General features: G+C 66.3%; 17 protein-coding genes. 8 read left to right on the forward strand and 9 right to left on the reverse strand.

Annotation, left to right across the window (positions count from 1 at the left end):
- Positions 1-51: 51 nt before the first annotated feature.
- Positions 52-2,253: a HelD family protein gene (locus tag LWC34_RS40840; protein ID WP_504925716.1), complete on the reverse strand. Its 2,202-nt coding sequence runs from the start codon at positions 2,251-2,253 to the stop codon at positions 52-54.
- A gap of 137 nt (positions 2,254-2,390) precedes the next feature.
- Between LWC34_RS40840 and LWC34_RS40845 the strand changes: the two genes are divergently transcribed.
- Positions 2,391-2,708, forward strand: a complete 318-nt coding sequence (locus LWC34_RS40845) for a hypothetical protein (protein WP_233730549.1) — start codon at positions 2,391-2,393, stop codon at positions 2,706-2,708.
- 855 nt (positions 2,709-3,563) lie between these two features.
- Here the strand turns inward: LWC34_RS40845 and groL are convergent.
- The 3 genes from groL to LWC34_RS40860 all read right to left on the reverse strand — a co-directional run bounded on the left by groL (position 3,564) and on the right by LWC34_RS40860 (position 7,327).
- A complete protein-coding gene (gene groL / locus LWC34_RS40850; protein WP_233730550.1) occupies positions 3,564-5,189 on the reverse strand; it encodes a chaperonin GroEL in 1,626 nt (541 codons plus the stop codon).
- Between the two features lie 197 nt (positions 5,190-5,386).
- Complete coding sequence (locus LWC34_RS40855) at positions 5,387-6,640, reverse strand: serine/threonine-protein kinase (protein ID WP_233730551.1); 1,254 nt, start codon at positions 6,638-6,640, stop codon at positions 5,387-5,389.
- Positions 6,641-6,694: 54 nt separating this feature from the next.
- A complete protein-coding gene (locus LWC34_RS40860) occupies positions 6,695-7,327 on the reverse strand; it encodes an AIM24 family protein (protein WP_233730552.1) in 633 nt (210 codons plus the stop codon).
- Between the two features lie 91 nt (positions 7,328-7,418).
- On the opposite strand from LWC34_RS40860, the gene moeA reads away from it, so the two are divergent.
- The 6 genes from moeA (at position 7,419) to LWC34_RS40890 (ending at position 15,178) form a co-directional block, all read left to right on the forward strand.
- A complete protein-coding gene (gene moeA / locus LWC34_RS40865; protein WP_233730553.1) occupies positions 7,419-8,639 on the forward strand; it encodes a molybdopterin molybdotransferase MoeA in 1,221 nt (406 codons plus the stop codon).
- 305 nt (positions 8,640-8,944) lie between these two features.
- Positions 8,945-9,643, forward strand: a complete 699-nt coding sequence (locus tag LWC34_RS40870; RefSeq protein ID WP_308200206.1) for a phosphatidylserine decarboxylase — start codon at positions 8,945-8,947, stop codon at positions 9,641-9,643.
- 5 nt (positions 9,644-9,648) lie between these two features.
- The gene (pssA, locus tag LWC34_RS40875) at positions 9,649-10,671 is read left to right on the forward strand and encodes a CDP-diacylglycerol--serine O-phosphatidyltransferase (RefSeq protein WP_233730554.1); all 1,023 of its coding nucleotides are present in this window, start codon (positions 9,649-9,651) and stop codon (positions 10,669-10,671) included.
- Positions 10,672-10,924: 253 nt separating this feature from the next.
- Positions 10,925-11,338, forward strand: a complete 414-nt coding sequence (locus LWC34_RS40880) for a MarR family winged helix-turn-helix transcriptional regulator (RefSeq protein ID WP_233730555.1) — start codon at positions 10,925-10,927, stop codon at positions 11,336-11,338.
- Positions 11,328-12,941, forward strand: coding sequence for an MFS transporter (locus LWC34_RS40885; protein WP_233730556.1), 1,614 nt, complete (start codon positions 11,328-11,330; stop codon positions 12,939-12,941). The genes LWC34_RS40880 and LWC34_RS40885 overlap by 11 nt, the downstream gene beginning before the upstream one ends.
- Positions 12,938-15,178 carry an AAA family ATPase gene (locus tag LWC34_RS40890; RefSeq protein ID WP_233730557.1) on the forward strand — a complete coding sequence of 747 codons (2,241 nt, stop codon included), beginning with the start codon at positions 12,938-12,940 and terminating at the stop codon, positions 15,176-15,178. Before LWC34_RS40885 ends, LWC34_RS40890 begins: the two co-directional genes overlap by 4 nt.
- Here LWC34_RS40890 and LWC34_RS40895 read toward each other — a convergent pair.
- The 3 genes from LWC34_RS40895 to LWC34_RS40905 form a co-directional block, all read right to left on the reverse strand.
- Complete coding sequence (locus tag LWC34_RS40895) at positions 15,175-16,083, reverse strand: S1C family serine protease (RefSeq protein WP_233730558.1); 909 nt, start codon at positions 16,081-16,083, stop codon at positions 15,175-15,177. The two genes, LWC34_RS40890 and LWC34_RS40895, sit on opposite strands and share 4 nt — an antisense overlap.
- Before the next feature lie 83 nt (positions 16,084-16,166).
- On the reverse strand, positions 16,167-16,757 hold the full coding sequence (locus LWC34_RS40900) for a LytR C-terminal domain-containing protein (protein WP_233730559.1): 591 nt from the start codon (positions 16,755-16,757) through the stop codon (positions 16,167-16,169).
- Complete coding sequence (locus LWC34_RS40905) at positions 16,754-17,050, reverse strand: DUF3263 domain-containing protein (protein ID WP_233730560.1); 297 nt, start codon at positions 17,048-17,050, stop codon at positions 16,754-16,756. Before LWC34_RS40905 ends, LWC34_RS40900 begins: the two co-directional genes overlap by 4 nt.
- A 159-nt stretch (positions 17,051-17,209) precedes the next feature.
- On the opposite strand from LWC34_RS40905, the gene LWC34_RS40910 reads away from it, so the two are divergent.
- The gene (locus LWC34_RS40910; RefSeq protein WP_233730561.1) at positions 17,210-17,782 is read left to right on the forward strand and encodes a peptide deformylase; all 573 of its coding nucleotides are present in this window, start codon (positions 17,210-17,212) and stop codon (positions 17,780-17,782) included.
- Positions 17,783-17,827: 45 nt separating this feature from the next.
- On the opposite strand, the gene LWC34_RS40915 is transcribed toward LWC34_RS40910, so the two are convergent.
- The gene (locus tag LWC34_RS40915) at positions 17,828-18,724 is read right to left on the reverse strand and encodes a TIGR03619 family F420-dependent LLM class oxidoreductase (RefSeq protein ID WP_233730562.1); all 897 of its coding nucleotides are present in this window, start codon (positions 18,722-18,724) and stop codon (positions 17,828-17,830) included.
- Positions 18,721-19,326, reverse strand: a complete 606-nt coding sequence (locus LWC34_RS40920; protein ID WP_233730563.1) for a hypothetical protein — start codon at positions 19,324-19,326, stop codon at positions 18,721-18,723. The genes LWC34_RS40915 and LWC34_RS40920 overlap by 4 nt, the downstream gene beginning before the upstream one ends.
- Positions 19,327-19,328 lie beyond the last annotated feature (2 nt).

The raw sequence follows: 19,328 nt of genomic DNA on the forward strand, positions 1-19,328 counted from the left end.
ACGTGAGTGGTTTGTCCCATTCAAGGGTATAGCGCGTTTCGAACTAACCACTCACGAGAGAACCAGGCGAGACAGGCTCTGTGGCAATTCGCCCGGGTGGATTACGCCGAGCCGCTGGGTGGCGCGGGTGAGGGCCACGTAGAGGTCATTCACGCCGCGTGGGGAATCGTTGAGAATGCTGGCCGGGTCGACCACGATGACCGAGTCGAATTCGAGCCCTTTCGCCTGCCAGACGGTCAGGATGGAGACCTGGCTTTCCAGGTCGACATCGGCCGAAATCCCCTTGAATTCGGTCGGAGCAATCACGCCCAGCCTGCCGTCACCGATCTCCGCGGCTTCCTTGGCGATGATCTCCGGCAGTTGCGCCTCGATGTCGGTGACCTGGCGGTGCCACGGACCCACACCCGCGTCACGGACCGACTGTGGCGCGTCGATGTCCGGTCCGAGCACGTCCGCCGCGACGGCCATGATCTCCGACGGCGTGCGGTAATTGACCGTCAGGTGCTCCATGCGCCACCGGTCCTCAACGTACGGTTCGAGCACCGCGCCCCACTCCGTCGTGCCCGCCGGGTCGCCGGTCTGAGCCACGTCGCCCACGAGCGTCATGGACCGGCTTGGGCACCGGCGCATCAGCACACGCCACGCCATCGCGGACAGTTCCTGCGCCTCGTCCACGATCACGTGCCCGAACGTCCACTCGCGGTCGTCGGCGGCGCGTTCGGCTGCCGTGCGGTAGTCGGTCTCCTCGTAACGACCGGCCAGCCTGCCCGCGTCGATCAGGTCGGTGGCCATCAGGATCTCGGGGTCGGCGGCGTCGTCAAGGTCGAGAATGTCGAGCACGCCGCTGGCGTAGTCGATTTCCTCCTGGCGCCTGCGGGCATCTGCGGCCTTCTGCTTGGTGTCGTCCACGCCAAGCAGTTCGGCGGCCTCGTCGAGCAATGCCGCGTCGGCCGCCGTCCAACCGCCTGGTTCCCGTTGCAGCTCAGGGAAATCGGGCGCGGCGACGGCGAGCCGCTCTGGCGATTCGAACAGGTCCTCGAGCAGTTCCTGCGGGGTGAGGATCGGCCACAGCCAGTCGATCGCCTCCTGCACCTCATCCGACTCGCGCAGCTCGCGTTTGATCTCCTCGATGTCGGCTTCTTCGAGCAAGTTCGCGCCGCCCAACGGATCCGCGCCGATCTTGTCGGCGTACTGGCGCGCGAGAGCGTCGATAATGGTCGGCACGATCAACGACTTTGCCTTGTTGTGCACGCGCCGCGACCTTCGGGCGACAGCACGGGCCTGCACGCAGGTTTTCTTGTCCAGCTTGAGGGTTTCGCGCTCGAACTGGATCTCCAGGTAGTCGTCCGGCACGCGCTGACGGTCGCGGACGGCGGCCTTGAGCACGTCAACCATCTCGATCCGGCCCTTGATCTCAGCCACCGCGACGGATTCAGTACGGTCCGGTTCGACGCCAGGGAACAGCTCACCGACCGTGGACAGCAGAACACCAGTCTCACCAAGCGAAGGAAGAACCTGGCTGATGTAACGCAGGAATGTCGTGTTCGGACCGACAACGAGCACACCGCGCCGGGACAGCTGCTCGCGGTACGTGTACATCAGGTACGCGGCGCGGTGCAGGGCGACCGCGGTCTTGCCCGTGCCCGGCCCGCCTTGCACGACAAGGATTCCGTTGAGACCAGAGCGAATGATCTTGTCCTGCTCGGCCTGAATGGTCTGCACGATGTCGTTCATCCGGCCCGTGCGGTTGGCGTTGACCGCAGCCAGCAACGCCGCCTCGCCAGTCAGGCCTTCATGCTTTTTGGGGTCGGCGGTTTCAAGGTCAAGCACCTCGTCGTCGACCGCCGTGACCTTGCGCATGCTCGTGCGAATGTGCCTGCGCCGCCTGACCCCATCCGGCGCCGCGGCCGTCGCGAGATAGAACGGACGCGCCGCAGGCGCCCGCCAGTCCATCAGCAGCGGCTCGTAGTCGGCATCCTCATCGAAGATCCCGATCCGGCCGATGTGCTGATCAGTGTCATCATCGAAATCAAGCCTGCCGAAGACAAGCCCGTTTTCCACCGAGTTGTACTGAGCGAGCTGTTGCGAATACATGACGTTGCCCGCCTCCCGCTCGGTGCGAGCCTGCGGGGTGCCACCGGTTTGCTTGAGCACCTTGGCCAACTGGTCGGCGGTCCGCGCACGCAGATCGTCGAGACGGCCATAGAGCATCGAAACGACCTGTTGTTCCAGCTCGATTTCCCCGCTTGACAACCGGCTTTCCCTTCGCTAAAATAATGCCATCGACCAAAGATTCTTTGGTCGATTTTTGTGTCGCAGCCACTAAATGTAGCAACAATTCCAGCGATTCGCGAATACGCACCTTGCTGGTGGCCCACTACGCTCGTGCCATGCACGACGAAGGTCCGTCCCCGAACACCGGAGCCGCCCGGCTGATAGTCCTGCTGTGCGCGTTCGGACTGGCCACAGTAGGCGCCTTCAGCGCGTTCTTCGCCACCGAAATCCTGGCAACCGTACTCGGCACACCCTCAAGGCCAAGCACCGGAGCCCTGATCGTGTGCGCCCTGGTGCCAATCGCCGCAGCCATCGGAGCAGCCATCATTTCGGTGCGCGCCAAAGGAATGAGCAAGATCCTGTCACTAGGCTGCGGAACCCTGCTCCTCGGCGCCCTAGCCACAGTGATCCTAATGTTCGTGATAGCCGCCTGAAAGCGTCTTCGTGTGGACACGCGCGCTCCCGCGTGTGCACGCGCGACCTCGCGTGTCCACCGGCTCCGTCATGGTGTGTTGAACACGCGAGCGGCGCACGGGGAGAAGCAACCGCGCTGGAAGCGAGTCGAGCAGTTTGACACACCGTGACGGAACGGTGGACACGCGCCAGGGCGGAGCAATGCCAGACACCGTCCGGTGGAAGCCCCGACTTTTACGGCCCGGCGATACCGACAGGCCCGGCCCCGTTGCTGGCTTCGCGGTCCAGCCGGGTTGGCTGGGATGAACTACCGCGTGTCCGCCCCACCGGCACGGCGAGTCAAACTGCTCGACTCGCCACCAGCCTGCCTGCTCGCCACCGTGCGCCGCTCGCGCGTTCAACACGCCATGCCGGAGCGGCAGACACGCGCGGGCACCCGTCACTGACTCCCCGCCTGCTCGCTTCGCTCACGGCGATACGTCATTGTGCTACCGGGTGCACGCCACACATTCCAGGCCCAACCCTTCATCCCCTCAACCAAGGTGAGCTAAGCCGCCCAACCCTCGACCAAGGTGGGCAAAACGCCCAACCCACGACCAAAGCAGGTAAGCCGCCCGACTTTCAACCAAAGTAGGTAAGCCGCCCGACCTCTCGACCAAAGTAGGTAAGCCGCCCGACCTCTCGACCAAGGTCGGTATGCCACCCGACTCTCAACCAAAGTAGGTAAGCCGCCCAATCCTCACGACTGTCGGCCGAACCACTGGGGCGCACAGTGGGAGGTGGGGGACTTCTGGGCTTCAGTGTCTATATAGGACCGCGCCCCAGGGAGGGAGTCCCTGGGGCGCGGTATGCCTACCGATTGATGGACTACTTGATCAGAAGTCCATGCCGCCGGTTGGGTCGCCACCGGCTGGGGCCGCTGCGGCCTTTTCCGGCTTGTCGGCCACTACGGCTTCGGTGGTCAGGAACAGCGCTGCGATCGAGGCTGCGTTCTGCAGCGCCGAGCGGGTGACCTTGGCCGGGTCGATGATGCCTGCTTCGACCAGGTTGCGGTACTCGCCGGTTGCCGCGTCGAGGCCTTCGCCCTGCTTGAGGCCCTTGACCTTCTCGACAACAACTCCGCCTTCGAGGCCGGCGTTGATGGCGATCTGCTTCAGCGGCGCCTCGACGGCGACCTTGACGATGTTGGCACCGGTGGCCTCGTCGCCGGTCAGCTTCAGGCTCGCGAAGGCTTCCTCGGCTGCCTGCAGCAGCGCAACGCCACCACCGGCGACGATGCCCTCTTCAACAGCGGCCTTGGCGTTGCGCACAGCGTCCTCGATGCGGTGCTTGCGCTCCTTGAGCTCGACCTCGGTCGCCGCGCCCGCCTTGATCACCGCGACACCGCCGGCCAGCTTGGCCAGGCGCTCCTGCAGCTTCTCGCGGTCGTAGTCCGAGTCGCTCTTCTCGATCTCCGCACGGATCTGGTTGACGCGGCCCTGGATCTGCTCGGCGTCACCCGCACCCTCGACGATCGTGGTCTCGTCCTTGGTCACGACGACCTTGCGGGCCTTGCCGAGCAGCGTGATGTCGGCGTTGTCCAGCTTGAGGCCCACGTCCTCGGAGATGACCTGGCCGCCGGTCAGGGTGGCCATGTCCTGCAGCATCGCCTTGCGGCGGTCGCCGAAGCCAGGCGCCTTGACGGCGACGGACTTGAAGGTGCCGCGGATCTTGTTCACGACCAGGGTCGCCAGGGCCTCGCCCTCGACGTCCTCGGCGATGATCAGCAGCGGCTTGCCGCCCTGCATGACCTTCTCCAGCAGCGGGAGCAGGTCCTTGACGGACGAGATCTTGGAGCCGAACAGCAGGATGTACGGGTCCTCGAGGACCGCTTCCTGACGCTCGGGGTCGGTCACGAAGTAACCGGAGATGAAGCCCTTGTCGAAGCGCATACCTTCGGTGAGCTCAAGCTCGAGCCCGAGGGTGTTGCTCTCCTCGACGGTGATGACGCCTTCCTTGCCGACCTTGTCCAGCGCCTCGGCGATCAGCTCGCCGATCGTGGTGTCAGCGGCGGAGATGGAGGCCGTGGCAGCGATCTGCTCCTTGGTCTCGATCTCCTTGGCGACCTTGTGCAGCTGCTCGGTCACGGCCTCGACAGCCTGCTCGATGCCGCGCTTGAGCGACAGCGGGTCGGCGCCGGCCGCGACGTTGCGCAGGCCCTCGCGAACGAGCGCCTGAGCCAGCACGGTGGCGGTGGTTGTGCCGTCGCCAGCGACGTCGTCAGTCTTCTTTGCGACCTCTTTGACCAGCTCGGCCCCGATCTTCTCCCACGGGTCCTCGAGCTCGATCTCCTTGGCGATGGAGACGCCATCGTTGGTGATCGTCGGCGCGCCCCACTTCTTCTCGAGCACGACGTTACGGCCCCTCGGGCCGAGCGTCACCTTGACGGCGTCGGCGAGGGTGTTCAGGCCGCGCTCGAGTCCGCGGCGCGCGTCCTCGTCAAACGCGATCAGTTTGGCCATTGCGGTGTGTCCTCCGCCTGCTTGCTTACGTTGGGGGTCGTGAGGCAGTGCCCCACGACGAACACTGCTCAGCCAGGTGTGGCGCCCGCGACGGACGACCGAGGGTGACCCGGTCTCACCAGCCCGACTAGCACTCAACTCTACCGAGTGCTAACACGTGTTTAGCACTCGGCAGGGACGAGTGCAAGAAACACTGGTCAGCTGCCAGATGGAATGACGGTCAAGTTGGATGGCAGCGTCCGGCGCGTCGACGGCGTCGTGGACTTCGGCTTCGTCGGCGTTCCGGAGCCCTCACCGACCGGGATCTGCGGCACGGTCGAGTTCTGCTGCGGGTCGCTGTTGTCGCCGCCGCCGGAGACCAAAACGATGATCAGCACGATGGCGGCGATCGCGACCAGACCGACAAGGACAGGAACTAGCCACCTCTTGCTGCCCTTGTCAGAGGTGAAGGCCGACGAGCCGACCGGGGTCGGCGGCCGCAGCCGCACGAAATCCCCAGGAGCCGGCGGCTGCTGCTGAGGCTGTTGCGGAACCTGCGGTGGCTGCTGTTGCTGAGGCGGCCGATATTGCTGCTGGGGTGGCTGCGGCGCGACGGCTGGACGCGGCACCTCGCGGCGAGGCGCCTGCTGAAGGGCTTGCCGGGCCGCGCCGATCAGCGCCTTGCAGTCGACATAGCGGACCTTCGAGTCCTTGGCCATGCCACGCCGGATGACCTCGTCGATCGCGCCAGGCAGCGCGACAAGGCCGGTCACCGCGGGCGGGTCGAGGTTCAGATGGCCCTGGATGACCTCGGGAACCTTGCCCTGAAACGGCGGCCGCCCGGTCAAGCAGGCGAACAGCACGCAGGCCAGCGAGTACGCGTCCGTCCGCGCGTCGACGGGCTCACCGCGCAGGTGCTCAGGAGCCGCGTACGTGGGCGAGCCAAGAAAGTCGCCGCTGCGAGTGCGGTGACCGGTGGCACCACGCCTGGTCAGGCCGAAGTCGGCGAGGTACACGTGCTCGGTTGACGTCTCCCTGCTGGTCACCAGCACGTTGGCCGGTTTGACGTCGAGGTGCACGAGGCCGCGGTCGTGCAGCGTGTCGAGCGCCTCGGCGACCTGGCCGAGCAACGAAAGCGTGCGTTCCGGCGTGATCGGGCCGTTGCGGATGATGCTGGCCAGGTCGGAGCCGTCGACCAGCCGCATGGCGATGTAGAGCAGCCCGTCGACCTCGCCGAAGTCGTAGAGCGGCACGACGTTCGCGTGATCGATGGCGGAGGTGTTTCTGGCCTCGTCCACGAAGCGCTCACGGAACTCCGCGTCCTCACCAAGGTGCTCGCCGATGACCTTGAGAGCCACCTTGCGGCCGAGGCGGACGTCGGTGGCCTTGTACATCACGCTCATGCCGCCACGGCCAAGCACACCGTCGATTCGGTAATGCCCTAGGCGACGCCCGGTGAGGTCCTCCGACACGCAGCGCAGCCTAACGTCCGGCTACGACAGCACGTGGACGTATCCGCCAATTGGTTAGGAGAGCGCCGCGATCATGGCCTGCGGTTTGCGTGTCTGGGTCAACACCTGGCCTGGACCTGCGAAGTCCAGCAGCAGCCCCTCGCCGGTCCGCATCGACTGCGGCAGCGCCTGGCTGATCGCGCGCAGCCGCGTCTGGGTGCCCTCGGTGTAAGCGACCACACATTCCGGGGTGACCGTGATCGCCGCGCCCGGCTCGAGGTTGACCACGTCCATCGCGCCACACGAGCTGAGCACCACGGAACCCTGGCCGGAGACGTGATCGAGGAAACCGTGGTCGGCGCCGAACATCGGCCGGAACGGCGCCCAGCTGGCGTCGAACTGGATGGTGCTCGACGCGGCGAGCGCGGCGCCGCGCGTCACGCACCAGCCGGTGATTCCTTCCAGCTCAAGCGTGTAGACCTCGCCGGGCAGGGAAGGCGCCACGTCCACCCAGCCGCCTTCCGGTGGCGCGGTGAACAGCGTCGGCTGGACCCGCTTGGCGCGGCCGCCGCCTTTCGGCCGTACGTCGATCACCACGCCGTAGCTCGCCGAGAGCAGGGCGTCGTAGTCGGCCTGGATCGCCTCGCCTGGGGCCAGCAACAGCCTGGCCACGCCGTACGCAGGGGTGTGTCGGGTCCGGACCTGCAACGTTTCCCCTCCGAGGGTCGGTACGTGCGTCGCACCACAAGTCTTTCACGCCACGGTGTCGCGACTGTATGCAACGAGGCAGGATGCAGACGTGCCGAACACAGCGACAAGACCACGCAGCGTCGACTCGTACCGGGCGACCATCGCCGCCCTGGTGACCGACCTGCCGATCGAGCGACTTCCGGTGGCGGACTGCCTCGGACTGGTGCTCGCCGAAGATGTGACGGCGCCCATCGCGTTGCCACCGTTCGACAACTCCGCCATGGACGGATACGCCGTGCGGTCCGTCGACGTGGTCGGCGCGAGCGAAGACAACCCCGTTGAGCTGCCGGTTTCCGAGGACATCCCGGCCGGCCGGACCGATGTCGTGCCGCTGCTGCCCGGCACGGCACACCGGATCATGACCGGCGCGCCCGTACCACCCGGCGCGGACACGGTTGTCCAGGTTGAGCTGACGGACTCCGGTGTGGAGCACGTGCGCATCTTCGCGGCCGTCGCCCTTGGTACGCACCTGCGGCGTACGGGCGAGGATGTGCGTGAGGGCTCGACGGTCATGCACTCCGGGACCGTCCTCGGCCCAGCGCAGCTCGGGTTCTTGGCCGCGCTCGGGTTGTCACACCTGCCTGTACGCAGGCGCCCACGCGTGCTGATCCTGTCCACCGGCACCGAGCTGGTCGAGCCAGGAAAGCCACTCACCCACGGACAGATCTACGAGTCCAACAGCGTGCACATTGCTGCGGCCGTCGAGGAGATCGGCGGCGTCGCGACCGTCCTGCGGTCTGTTCCGGACGATGTCGAGGCGTTGTACAAGACGCTTGAGCCGCACCTGCACGACCATGACCTACTGGTGACCACCGGTGGCGTGAGCGCGGGTGCGTACGAGGTGGTCAAGGACGCTCTCGCGGGCGAGGGCGTGGAGTTCCTCAAGGTCGCTGTGCAGCCCGGCGGACCGCAGGGATTCGGCACATACATGGGGTTGCCTGTTGTCACATTGCCTGGCAATCCGGTGAGCGCGGCCTTGTCGTTCGAACTGTTCGTACGGCCCGCGTTACTGCGCGCGATGGGGCGTCCGAACGTCGACCGCAAGCGAGTGACCGCCAAGTCCACCGCCGCGATGAAGTCGCCTGCCGGGAAGAAGCAGTACCGGCGCGGTTTCCACGAGGCCGGGTCGGTGCAGGCCGTGCCGGTCGGCGGACCCGGGTCGCACCTGCTGATGGCGTTCGCCCAGTCGAACTGCCTGATCGAGATCCCTGAGGACGTGACCGAGGTGGCCGAGGGTGGCGAGGTGCAGCTGCTCATGCTCGCTCCGTGACGATGTGCACACAAAGAGCCATTGATCCCACCTTTACCCGGGCCTAAACTGCAGGTATCGGGTAAACCACGTGGGTGAACCGCCGATGCCGGTGCATCGTCGGGGGGATGCACCGGCAGTCCGGCAAGTCGTGAAGGGAACATTCCCGGCGTTGAGTGCCGTGAAGGTCACCTTCACGGCGTTAGACGCACGAGGGCCTCCTTTGATGCGTCAGATGCCGCAAGGGTGGCCTTGACGGCACTTGGTTGAGCAAGTCGGGCAGACTTGAGCCACACTTCACCCGTCGTGATCAAGAAAAGGCCGCAGTGACTTCTTCCCCGAAACCTCCCGTCGCCCACTTCGTCGAGCTGGCGCGCGGGATCGTGCCACCCATGAACCCGGCAGGCCGCCCCTTCGTGCTGGCGGCCGCGGCGCTCACACTCGTGTTGCGCAAGGTCTGGCGGCCGCTCGGGGTCGTCGGCGCACTGCTGACCGGCTGGACGGCCTGGTTCTTCCGCGAGCCGAAGCGAGTCACCCCGAGCCGCACCGGCCTGGCGGTGGCACCGGCTGACGGCACGGTCTCGCACGTCGCCGAAGTCGTCGCGCCACCGGAGCTCGGCCTCGGCGACACCCCGATGCTGCGGGTGAGCGTGTTCCTCTCGGTATTCGACGTGCACGTCCAGCGAGTGCCCGCGGCGGGCGAGGTGGTCCGCAAGCTCTACCACCCCGGCAAGTTCCTCTCCGCTGACCTGGACAAAGCCAGCGAGGAGAACGAGCGCAACACGGTGCAGCTGCGCACCGAGGACGGCCACACCCTGGTCGTCGTGCAGATCGCCGGTCTCGTGGCCCGGCGGATCGTCTGCCACATCGACGAAGGCGACAAGGTCACGGCCGGAGCCACGTACGGCCTGATCCGCTTCGGCTCCCGAGTGGACACCTACGTGCCGCGCGGCAGCCGCGTGCTGGTCGAGCCGGGCCAGCGGACGATCGGCGGGGAAACCGTCCTCGCCGAACTGGGAGGCTGAGCCAGATGGCGGCACGGACCGCCCCCGGAGTGCGACTACTGCCCAACGCGATCACGGTCCTGGCGATGTGCGCGGGCCTGTCGGCAGTGCAATTCGCCTTGCACGGCAACTACGAGGCCGTGCTCGCGTCGATCTTCGCCGCGGCGATCCTGGACAGTTTGGACGGCCGGATCGCCCGATTGCTCGACGCGACAAGCAAGATGGGCGCGGAGCTCGACTCGTTGTCCGACGCGATCGCATTCGGTGTGGCGCCCGCACTCGTGCTGTACCAATGGAAACTCGGCGAAGCGACCTCAACCCGAGTCGGCTGGATCTTCGCGTTGGTGTTCGCGGTGTGCATGATCCTTCGCTTGGCACGCTTCAACACCCTGTTGGACGACACGAACCAACCGCCGTACGCCAAGGAATTCTTCGTCGGCGTGCCCGCGCCCGCCGGTGGAATGCTGGCGCTGCTGCCGATGATCGTGTGGCTGGAGTTCGACCGTGCCGAGGGTTGGTGGACGAATCCGACCGTCGTGATGGTGTGGACGGTTGCCGTGGCTGCGTTGCTGATCAGCCGGATCCCAACGCTCTCGGTGAAGACGACGCGGGTTCCGCCACGGATAGTCGTGCCGGTTCTTGTTGGCGTGACAATGCTTGCGGCGGCCGTGGTGACGTTCCCGATCGCGGCGCTTGGCGTGTTCCTGATCGTCTACTTGCTGCACATTCCTTACGCGGTGCGCCGGAAGCACTGGTTGGCGAATCATCCTGAGGCTTGGGACGTTCCACCGCAGGAGCGTCGCGCGATCCGCAGCCAGGCGCGGCGGTTGGGGCTGCGTCCGCCGCTACGTCGTCGGGTTGCCGGGATGGCGCGCCGGGTCCGCATCGGTGGCCGCCGGAATGGGAACGATGAGCCGTTACACGCCGGGTGGCAGTCGTATTTGCCGCCTGAGCAGCAGCCGCACGTGATCGGCCCGCTGCCGAAGCGCCGCAGCTGGCGCCGGATCGGGTTGCGCCGTCAGCAGCGACCACCCCGCGAGCGTGGGTAGATAGGAATTCGAAGGCCGGGCGACCGTACGCCCGGCCTTCGTCGCGTTATAAGCATGCGCGGATGGCCGCCCTAACGCGGCGTTGAACACAGCGCAGTACCTTCCCCAGCTCAGGGAGCTGAACGAGCGGCTTCCGTTCGTCGCGTACAGCAGCCGCACGCTCTTCGTGGCCGGTAAAGCCTGACAAACCCAGTGGTCAAGGCCACTGTCCGACGGGCTTGTAAATACATAAGTGCGTGATACAACTAGTTGTATGGACGATCTGGCCGCGACAATGGAGAGCGTTGTCCGGCTGGTCCGCAAGCTCAGCCCGGCGACCGGTCTGTCGTTCACCGCCGCCAGCGTGCTGGCTGCCCTTGACCGATCTGGGCCGCGGCGGCTGACTGAATTGGCGACCGTTGAGGGTGTGTCTCAGCCTGCGATGACTCAACTCATCTCGCGGCTGCAGGACAGCGGGTTCGTTGAGCGGGTTGCCGATGAGCATGACCGCCGGGTTGTTCAGGTCCACATCACTCAGGCGGGGCGTGCTCAGGTCGCGTACCGCAGGCAGGTCCGGGCCGAGCGGCTGGCTGAGCTGCTCGCCAGGCTCGACCCGGCACATCACGAGGCGTTGACCGCCGCGATTCCCGCGATCAACGCACTGAGGGGTCTAGCAGATGACCAGTGATACCACCCTTTTCAAGCAACCGAAGGCCGTGTTCGCTGTCGCCTTCGCATGTGTCGTTTCGTTCATGGGGATCGGGTTGGTCGACCCGATCCTGCCCGCTATCTCGCACGACCTCAACGCCACGCCGAGCCAAGTGACCTTGCTGTTCACCAGCTACCTCGTGATCACGGCGGTCGCCATGCTGATCACCGGGTGGGTGTCCAGCCGGATCGGCGCGAAGAAGACCCTGATCACCGGGTTGGCGATCATCGTGGTGTTCAGCGCGCTGGCTGGAGCGTCCGACAGCATTGGCGGGATCGTCGGTTTCCGTGCCGGGTGGGGCGTGGGGAACGCGCTGTTCATCGCGACTTCGCTCGCGGTGATCGTGGCGTCGGCGACGGGCGGGTTTGTCGGCGCGATCATCCTCTACGAAACCGCGCTGGGTCTCGGGATCGCGGTCGGGCCGTTGGTTGGCGGGCTGCTGGGTGAGGTCAGCTGGCGTGGACCGTTCTTCGGGGTCGCCGTGTTGATGGCGATCGCGTTGATCGCGACGGTCGTGCTGCTGGATCCCACGCCTAAGCCCACACACAAGGTGTCCATCACGGCGCCGCTGAAAGCGTTGCGGCACCGGGGTTTGCTGATCCTGTCACTGGCTGCTCTGTGCTACAACTGGGCGTTCTTCACCATGCTTGGGTACGCGCCGTTCCCGATGAAACTTGGCGCGATCGAGCTGGGTTTTGTGTTCTTCGGCTGGGGTTTGCTTGTCGCGATCTTCTCGGTTTTCGGTGCGCCACGGTTGCGGCAGCGGTTCGGGATCGCCCGCACTCTCTACTTGAACCTGGCGTTGTTCGCGGTGGTGATGCTGGGCATCGCGATCTGGACCGACTCGCCTCCCGCGCTGGTCGTACTGGTGATCGTGGCCGGTGTGTTCATTGGCATCAACAACACCGTCACCACTCAGGCTGTGATGAGCGTGTCGCCGGTTGAGCGGCCGATCGCGTCGGCTGCGTATGGCTTCGTGCGGTTCATCGGTGGTGGTTTGGCGCCGTTTGTGGCGGGCAAGCTGGTCGAGGCCACGAACGTGCATGTCCCGTTCTACATCGGAGCGGGCGCGTTGGTGCTGGGCATCGGAATCCTTTCGTTGGCGCGTAAGGAACTTGCCGAGGCCGAGAAGGCCCAAGAGGTTCCTGTCGCCGCAGTCGAGGAGAACGTGATCGTGGCCGCCATCAACGACTCGCCGACGGCCGACGCTGTTGTGGATGCCGCGGTCAAGCTCGCGACTCTGCACAACCGGACTGTCCACGTGGTGCACGTCCAGGAGCAGGCCGTCACGATCGGTGAGGAGCCGCAGACCGCCGAGGCCGTGGTCCAGCGTCAGCTCGACCGGGTGAAGGGTCTGACCGGGCAGGTGCTTCACGGTGCCTCGCGCCACGGTGACATCGGCAGGCTCATCGCCGAGTACGCCGACCAGCACGGAGCGCGAGCGATCGTGGTCGGCGCGCCGACGCATGGCGGGGTGTCCGCGTTGATGGAGGCCAGCGCCAGCCAGGAGCTCTGGCAGCACGCGCACACGCACATCTTGATCGTCAACCCAGCGCTGGAACCCGTAGGCTCGCGTGCGTGAGTTCTCCGCAGATCACGCTGACCGCGCGCTTGACCCCGTCGGCCATCGACACCCGGCGGGGTGTGGTTCGGCTGCATCCGGAAGTCCTTGACGCCCTTGGCCTGCAGCAGTGGGATTCGGTCCGGCTGATCGGGGCACGGCCGAGCGTCGCGCTGGCTGCGGAGAGTGCGAACCTTCCTGGCGTTGCCCTGCTCGACGACATCACGCTGACCAACCTTGGCATCGTCGAGGGTTCCGAGGTTGTCGTCTCGCCGGTGATGGTGGCCGCCGCACGGTCCATCACGGTCGCCGGGTCGAGGCTCGCGACGACCGCGGTCACGCCGCAGATCCTGCGGCTGGCTCTGATGGGCAAGGTGTTCACGGTCGGTGACGCGGTCTCCTTGCTGCCGCAGGATCTCGCGCCGCCGCCCGAGGCGGATGTGACCGCGGCACGGCAGCGGCTTTCCCAAGCTATTGGGATGACCTGGACCAATGAGCTGATCACGATCACCGCCTCTGATCCCGATGGCGCCGTGGCGGTTGCTCCGTCCACAGTGGTCAGCTGGCGGGATGGTGCACGGACCACACAACCGGCGCAGATCACTGCAGGGTCCACTCAGGTCACCGCGCAGAGCCCGGTCATCGAGGACGCCGTTATCGTGTCCGAAACGATCGACACGACGCCGGTTGAGGCTCCCCTGCCGGTCGCCGATCTGGTCGGAGCCGTTGACGCGGCACGGAAACTCACCGAATGGCTGGAATTGGCCTTCCAGCGGCCCGAACTGCTCAAGAAGCTCGGTGCCGCACCACGTCTTGGCGCCTTGGTCAGCGGGCCGGAGGGTGTCGGCAAGGCCAGCGTTGTCCGGGCGGTCGCGAACGCGGTCGACGCGAAGATCATCGAGGTTGCCGCGCCTTCGATCGCGGTCCTGGAAGCAAATGCCGCTGCTGGGAAAGTGCGGGCGGCGATCGCCGAGGCCGAGCAGAACACTCCCGCTGTCCTTCTGGTGACCGATGTGGACGCTCTGCTCCCCGCCACCAATCCCCCGCCGGTGGCGACGATCGTGCTGGACTCGTTGCGGACCGCGGTGAACACTCCGCGCCTGGCGATCGTAGCCACGACCGCGCACCCTGAGGCCATTGATCCACGACTGCGCACTGTGGAATTGCTTGACCGTGAGCTCGCACTTCCCTTGCCGACAAGCAAGACTCGGGCCGATTTGCTGCGCGTGCTGATGCGCGATGTCCCGATGGAATCCAATGTGGACTTCGGAGCGATCGCGGACCGGACTCCGGGGTTCGTTGTGGCTGACTTGGTTGCACTCAGGCGCGAGGCTTCCGTTCGGGCCGCGTTGCGGCAGAAGGAAGCGCCTGAGCCACGGATTTCCTCTCAAGACTTGGTTGGCGCACTGGAAACAGTCCGGCCGACTTCGATGTCCTCTTCGGACAACCTGCAGACCGGCGGGCTCACGTTGGACGCCGTCGGCGACATGACCGAAGTCAAGCAGTCGTTGACCGAGGCCGTGCTGTGGCCGCTGCAGTACCCGGATTCGTTTGCCCGGCTTGGTGTTCAGCCTCCACGCGGGGTTCTGCTGTACGGCCCTCCCGGCTGCGGTAAGACGTTCCTGATCCGCGCGCTGGCTGGCACGGGCCGGTTGAACGTGATGTCCGTGAAGGGCGCCGAGCTGATGGACAAGTGGGTCGGCGAGTCGGAGCGGGCCGTGCGTGAATTGTTCCGCCGGGCCGCGGAAGCCGCGCCAGCCATGATTTTCCTCGACGAGGTCGACGCATTGGCACCGCGGCGTGGGCAGTCCAGCGACTCCGGTGTCGGCGACCGCGTGGTTGCGGCGCTGCTGACGGAGTTGGACGGCGTGGAACCGTTGCGGGACGTAATCGTTGTAGGCGCGACGAACCGGCCCGAGTTGATCGACCCTGCGTTGATGCGGCCCGGACGGTTGGAGCGGATCGTCTACGTCCCACCGCCTGATGGCGAGGCGCGTGCCGCGATCCTGCGCTCGTCGGCCCGCAACACACCGCTGGCCGATGATGTGGACCTGGATGCGTTGGGCGAGAAGCTGGATCGCTACTCGGCCGCGGACTGCGCCGCACTGATCCGCGAGGCCGCGTTGACCGCGATGCGTGAATCCCTCGATGCCACTGTGGTTACGGCAGCGCATCTGGACAAGGCGAGGGAGACCGTCCGGCCTTCCCTCGACCCAGCCCAGTTGGCCTCGCTTGAGGCCTATGCCAAATCGCGTTAACGAACCGAGAGCTCGGTCGGCGTCGCGAAGACGTCGACCATGGCTCCGCCACGCAACACCGTCACCGGCAGCTCCGCGCCGATCGCGTCGGCGAAGAGCTGCTTCTGGATGCCTTGCGCGTCACTGACTTGCTTACGCCCGACGGTGAGCACGAGGTCGCCCGAGTGCAGCCCGGCCTTGTGCGCTGGGCTGCCCGTCACGACCTCGACCACCCGCAGGCCTGCCTTCTGACCGGTCCGTTCGGCCACTTCGTCGGGCAGTGGCGCGGGCATGCTGACCAGGCCCAGATACGCCCGGCGGACTCGGCCGTCGGCGATCAGGGTCTGCACGATCCGCATGGTCGTCACGTTCACCGGGACTGCCAGGCCGAGGCCGAATCCGGCGACCGCCGTGTTGATCCCGACCACACGGCCATCGGAGTCCGCGAGCGCGCCGCCGGAGTTGCCGGGGTTCAGTGCCGCGTCGGTCTGGATCACGTCCTCGATCACGCGACCTGCCTTGCCTTGCCGGACCGGCAGAGCCCGGCCGAGTGCACTGACCACGCCCGCGGTCACCGAGCCGTTGAGCCCGAGCGGGTTGCCGACCGCGACCACGAGCTGACCGACTTCCAGATTGTCGGCGTTGCCCAAAGTCGCTGGTGGCGGGATTTCGCCGCGCGCGCTCAGCACCGCGAGGTCCGACAGCGGGTCGACCCCGACGACTTCGAAGGACGCGTCGCTACCGTCCGCGAACGTGGCGGTACCACGTCTCGCGTTCGCGACGACGTGCGCGTTTGTCAGCAAACGACCGTTTTCGAACACCACGGCCGAGCCGCTGCCGTTTTCCAGCCGCACGCTGGCCACGTGCGGTGTCACCGATTTGGCGACGGAGATAACCGTCTTGGAGTACTCGTCCACCGCTACCACCCGCCCAAGTGATTACACCGTTGCACCTATTAACAACGTTACCTGGGCGTGCGTGTTCCACGGGCCTGCTGAGCAGGGGATTCTTACTTGGACTTCGGGTTGTACTCGCGGGTGACGATCACGATGATGCCCGGCGACGCGTCCTTGATGCCTTCGAACCGTGGCTCCGGACGCAGGCCGAACTGCTGCGCGAGCTCCTTGGCCTGCGCCTCCTCGGCCGTCCCTGGCCGGTAGTAGACCGTCGTGACCGGAACCTTGCCCTGGTGCGGGCCCGTGTCGACCACGTTCCAACCGCCTGCACGGAAGTCATTGGCCGCACGCTCAGCCAAGCCTTCGATGAAGCTGTTGTTGTAGACACGCACCGGCTCTGAGCGGTTCGGCGCCTGCGTCGGCGGTGCCGGTGGCGGTGTCGAACTGGTCGTGGTGGCCGGGGGCGGCGTGGTCGTCGTGCCCGTCGTCGGGGGTGCGGGCGGCGGGGTCGTTGGCGTCTCCGAAGGCGGAGGCGGCGGCGGTTGCGATTCGGAGGACGCGGGCGGCGGTGCCGCCTGGTCGGAATCACCGCCCCCGAGCAGTTGGATGAGTCCGATCACCAACGCGATCAGGGCGAGCGCGATCAGGCCGAGACCGGCCAGGCGAGCTGGCCGGGTCGGTCCTGCCTGCTCGGGGTTAGTCATGTGCGCTCGACACCCAGCCTTCGTGCTCCACGGACCCGGACGCGACCACTGCGCAGCCTGCGAAGGCGTTTCACCAGCAGCGGGTCGGCCATCAGGGCCTCGTGCTTTTCGATCAGGTCATTGACCAACTGGTAGTAACGGGTGGGTGAGATCCCGAAGATCTCCCTGATCGCCTGGTCCTTCGCGCCCGCGTACTTCCACCACTGGCGCTCGAAGGCGAGGACCACCCGTTCCCGATCGGTCAAGCCGTCGTGCGGCCCGCCCTCGGGGACCAGTGCCTCTGCGGCGTCCATCCGGCTCCTCGGTTCGCGGTCAGGAATCCCGTGCCCGTCGGGGGAATCACACGTATGTGATTTCCGCCGTGCCATTACATCACGCCCCCGCCGTCCACTGTTGGCCATGTCACCCGGCGCGTCCGGATCGGGCAGTCGGCCCTGGATAGAGTGCCTGCCATGGCCGTACACCCGATCCGCGTCGTCGGTGACCCTGTTCTACACACCCCCACCGACAAAGTTGCCACATTCGACGCTGAACTTCAGCAGCTCGTCGAAGACATGTTCGAGACGATGGCGGCCGCGAACGGTGTCGGCCTCGCGGCCAACCAGATCGGCATCCCGCTGCGCGTGTTCGTCTACGACTGCCCGGACGACGAGGGCGTGCGCCACCGCGGCCTCGTGGTCAACCCGGTGTTGGAGACCTCCGAGCGCCCAGAAACCATGCCGGACCCTGATCACGACTTCGAAGGCTGCCTGTCGGTGCCCGGCGAGACGTACCCGACCGGCCGGGCCTCGTGGGCCCGCGTGACCGGCCAGGACGTGGACGGCTCCGAGATCACGGTCGAAGGCACCGGGTTCTTCGCCCGCTGCCTTCAGCACGAGACCGACCACCTCGACGGCCTGCTGTACCTCGACCGGCTCGTCGGCCGCTATGCCAAGCAGTCCAAGAAGATGCTCAAGAGCAACGGATGGGGCGTGCCCGGCCTGTCGTGGGATCCGGCAACGGAACCAGACCCCTTCCAAGACTAAAAAGACCTCGTGAGTGGTTATCCGGGTTAGAACATGGATAACCGCTCACGAGGGTTTTAGGGCTTCGAGGAGGTCGTGGGCGGTCTCGGTGGCGGTATGGACTGATGCGTCCGGGTTGCCGATCCGCGGGTCCCAGTTGAGGTCGTAGAACAGCTCTGTGACGCCCTGCTCGCCAAGCCATTCGGCGTCGGCGCGGATCTGCGAGTAGGACCCGGAAAGGCGCCCAACGCGCTCGCCAGGCCGCACTACGCCACGAACCACGACGCGCACCCCGGCCGGATCCTTGCCTGCCTCGGCCGCACCCGCGCGAACGATGGCGATCTGCGCGGCGATCTCGTCCAAGTTGGTGGCGCTACGGGACATCCAGCCGTCGGCGATCCGCCCGGCACGCTTCAAAGCCGCGGGCACGGCACCGCCGAGCAGCACCGGCGGCCCAGGCTTCTGCACGGGCTTCGGGTCCATCCGTGACGGCGGCACGGTGTAGAACTCGCCGTCGAAGCTGCTCACCTCGTCCGCGAACAAAGTACGCAGGACCTGCACGTACTCCACGGTCCGAGCACCGCGACGCTCCATCGAAGCACCCGAAGCGACGAACTCGTCCGGCAGCCACCCCGCACCAAGCCCAAGATCGACGCGTCCACCGGACAACAGGTCCAGCGTCGAGAACTGCTTGGCCACATAAGCGGGCGACGCGAACGGAAAGTTGATCAACGCGACGCCCAGCCGGATCGTCGAGGTCCGCGCGGCCATGAAGGACATGGCCACGGTCGGGTCGAGGACGCTGCGGTACACCGCGTCCAGGCCGTGCTCGGCCGGGACCAGGAGCCGGTGGAACGTCCACAGCGAGGAGTAGCCCAGCTTTTCCGCTGACTCGGCGAACCGCGCCACGTTCGCGGCCGTCGCCCACGCGCCCGCGACCGGGGCGCCGAATCCGATCTTCATGCCACGACCGTATTCTGCCGCCACGGCAGGTCGGGCAGGGACGCCAGCTCGTCGTACGAGGTGCTGACGGCCAGCTCCTCATATCGGCCAGCGATCAAGAACGAGCGCAACCGCTGCGCTTGCCGAGGGGTGAAGCAGTGGCCGGTCAGCAGGAACGGCAGCACCAGACGCCAGTAAGCGACCTGTGAGGCCCGGTGCCGGTGCGGCGCCCGCAGGACCACCCGGGCCTGTCGTAACAACGTCTCGTTCGGGGTCATGTCGCCGCCTGCCATCCATCGCTTCTCCTCCGCGATGGCGCAGTACGCGCATTCGATTTCCCCGGTCGTGGCCTCACGCCCGCAGCCCGCGCAGTTCGACAGCCGCAAAGCCCAGTCCAGACAGGTCCAGGGATACGTGTCGCCGTCGTCGGTCAGCACCGCCGAAATCAGGTCCGCGGGGGTTCCTGCCAGCGCGTTGAGCCAGTCAGCCGCCCAGTACCGGTCGACGAAGTCCTCACACGCCGAGCACTGTGGGTAACCACGGCCGGCGAATTCACCGCAGTCAGCGCATGGCTCGACCGCGTCGGGTCTGGCCAGCTGCCGCAGGCCCGGTGCGGACGTCACAG

The organism is Kibdelosporangium philippinense (assembly GCF_021390435.2).
Taxonomy (GTDB): Bacteria; Actinomycetota; Actinomycetes; order Mycobacteriales; family Pseudonocardiaceae; genus Kibdelosporangium; species Kibdelosporangium philippinense.

Bases quoted from the DNA above. Each gene is read 5' to 3' on its own strand.
- LWC34_RS40915 (WP_233730562.1), bottom strand. From the start codon at position 18,724: ATGAAGATCGGATTCGGCGCCCCGGTCGCGGGCGCGTGGGCGACGGCC.
- LWC34_RS40900 (WP_233730559.1), bottom strand. From the start codon at position 16,757: ATGACTAACCCCGAGCAGGCAGGACCGACCCGGCCAGCTCGCCTGGCC.
- LWC34_RS40910 (WP_233730561.1), top strand. From the start codon at position 17,210: ATGGCCGTACACCCGATCCGCGTCGTCGGTGACCCTGTTCTACACACC.
- LWC34_RS40885 (WP_233730556.1), top strand. From the start codon at position 11,328: ATGACCAGTGATACCACCCTTTTCAAGCAACCGAAGGCCGTGTTCGCT.
- LWC34_RS40845 (WP_233730549.1), top strand. From the start codon at position 2,391: ATGCACGACGAAGGTCCGTCCCCGAACACCGGAGCCGCCCGGCTGATA.
- LWC34_RS40880 (WP_233730555.1), top strand. From the start codon at position 10,925: ATGGACGATCTGGCCGCGACAATGGAGAGCGTTGTCCGGCTGGTCCGC.
- groL (WP_233730550.1), bottom strand. From the start codon at position 5,189: ATGGCCAAACTGATCGCGTTTGACGAGGACGCGCGCCGCGGACTCGAG.
- LWC34_RS40905 (WP_233730560.1), bottom strand. From the start codon at position 17,050: ATGGACGCCGCAGAGGCACTGGTCCCCGAGGGCGGGCCGCACGACGGC.
- pssA (WP_233730554.1), top strand. From the start codon at position 9,649: ATGGCGGCACGGACCGCCCCCGGAGTGCGACTACTGCCCAACGCGATC.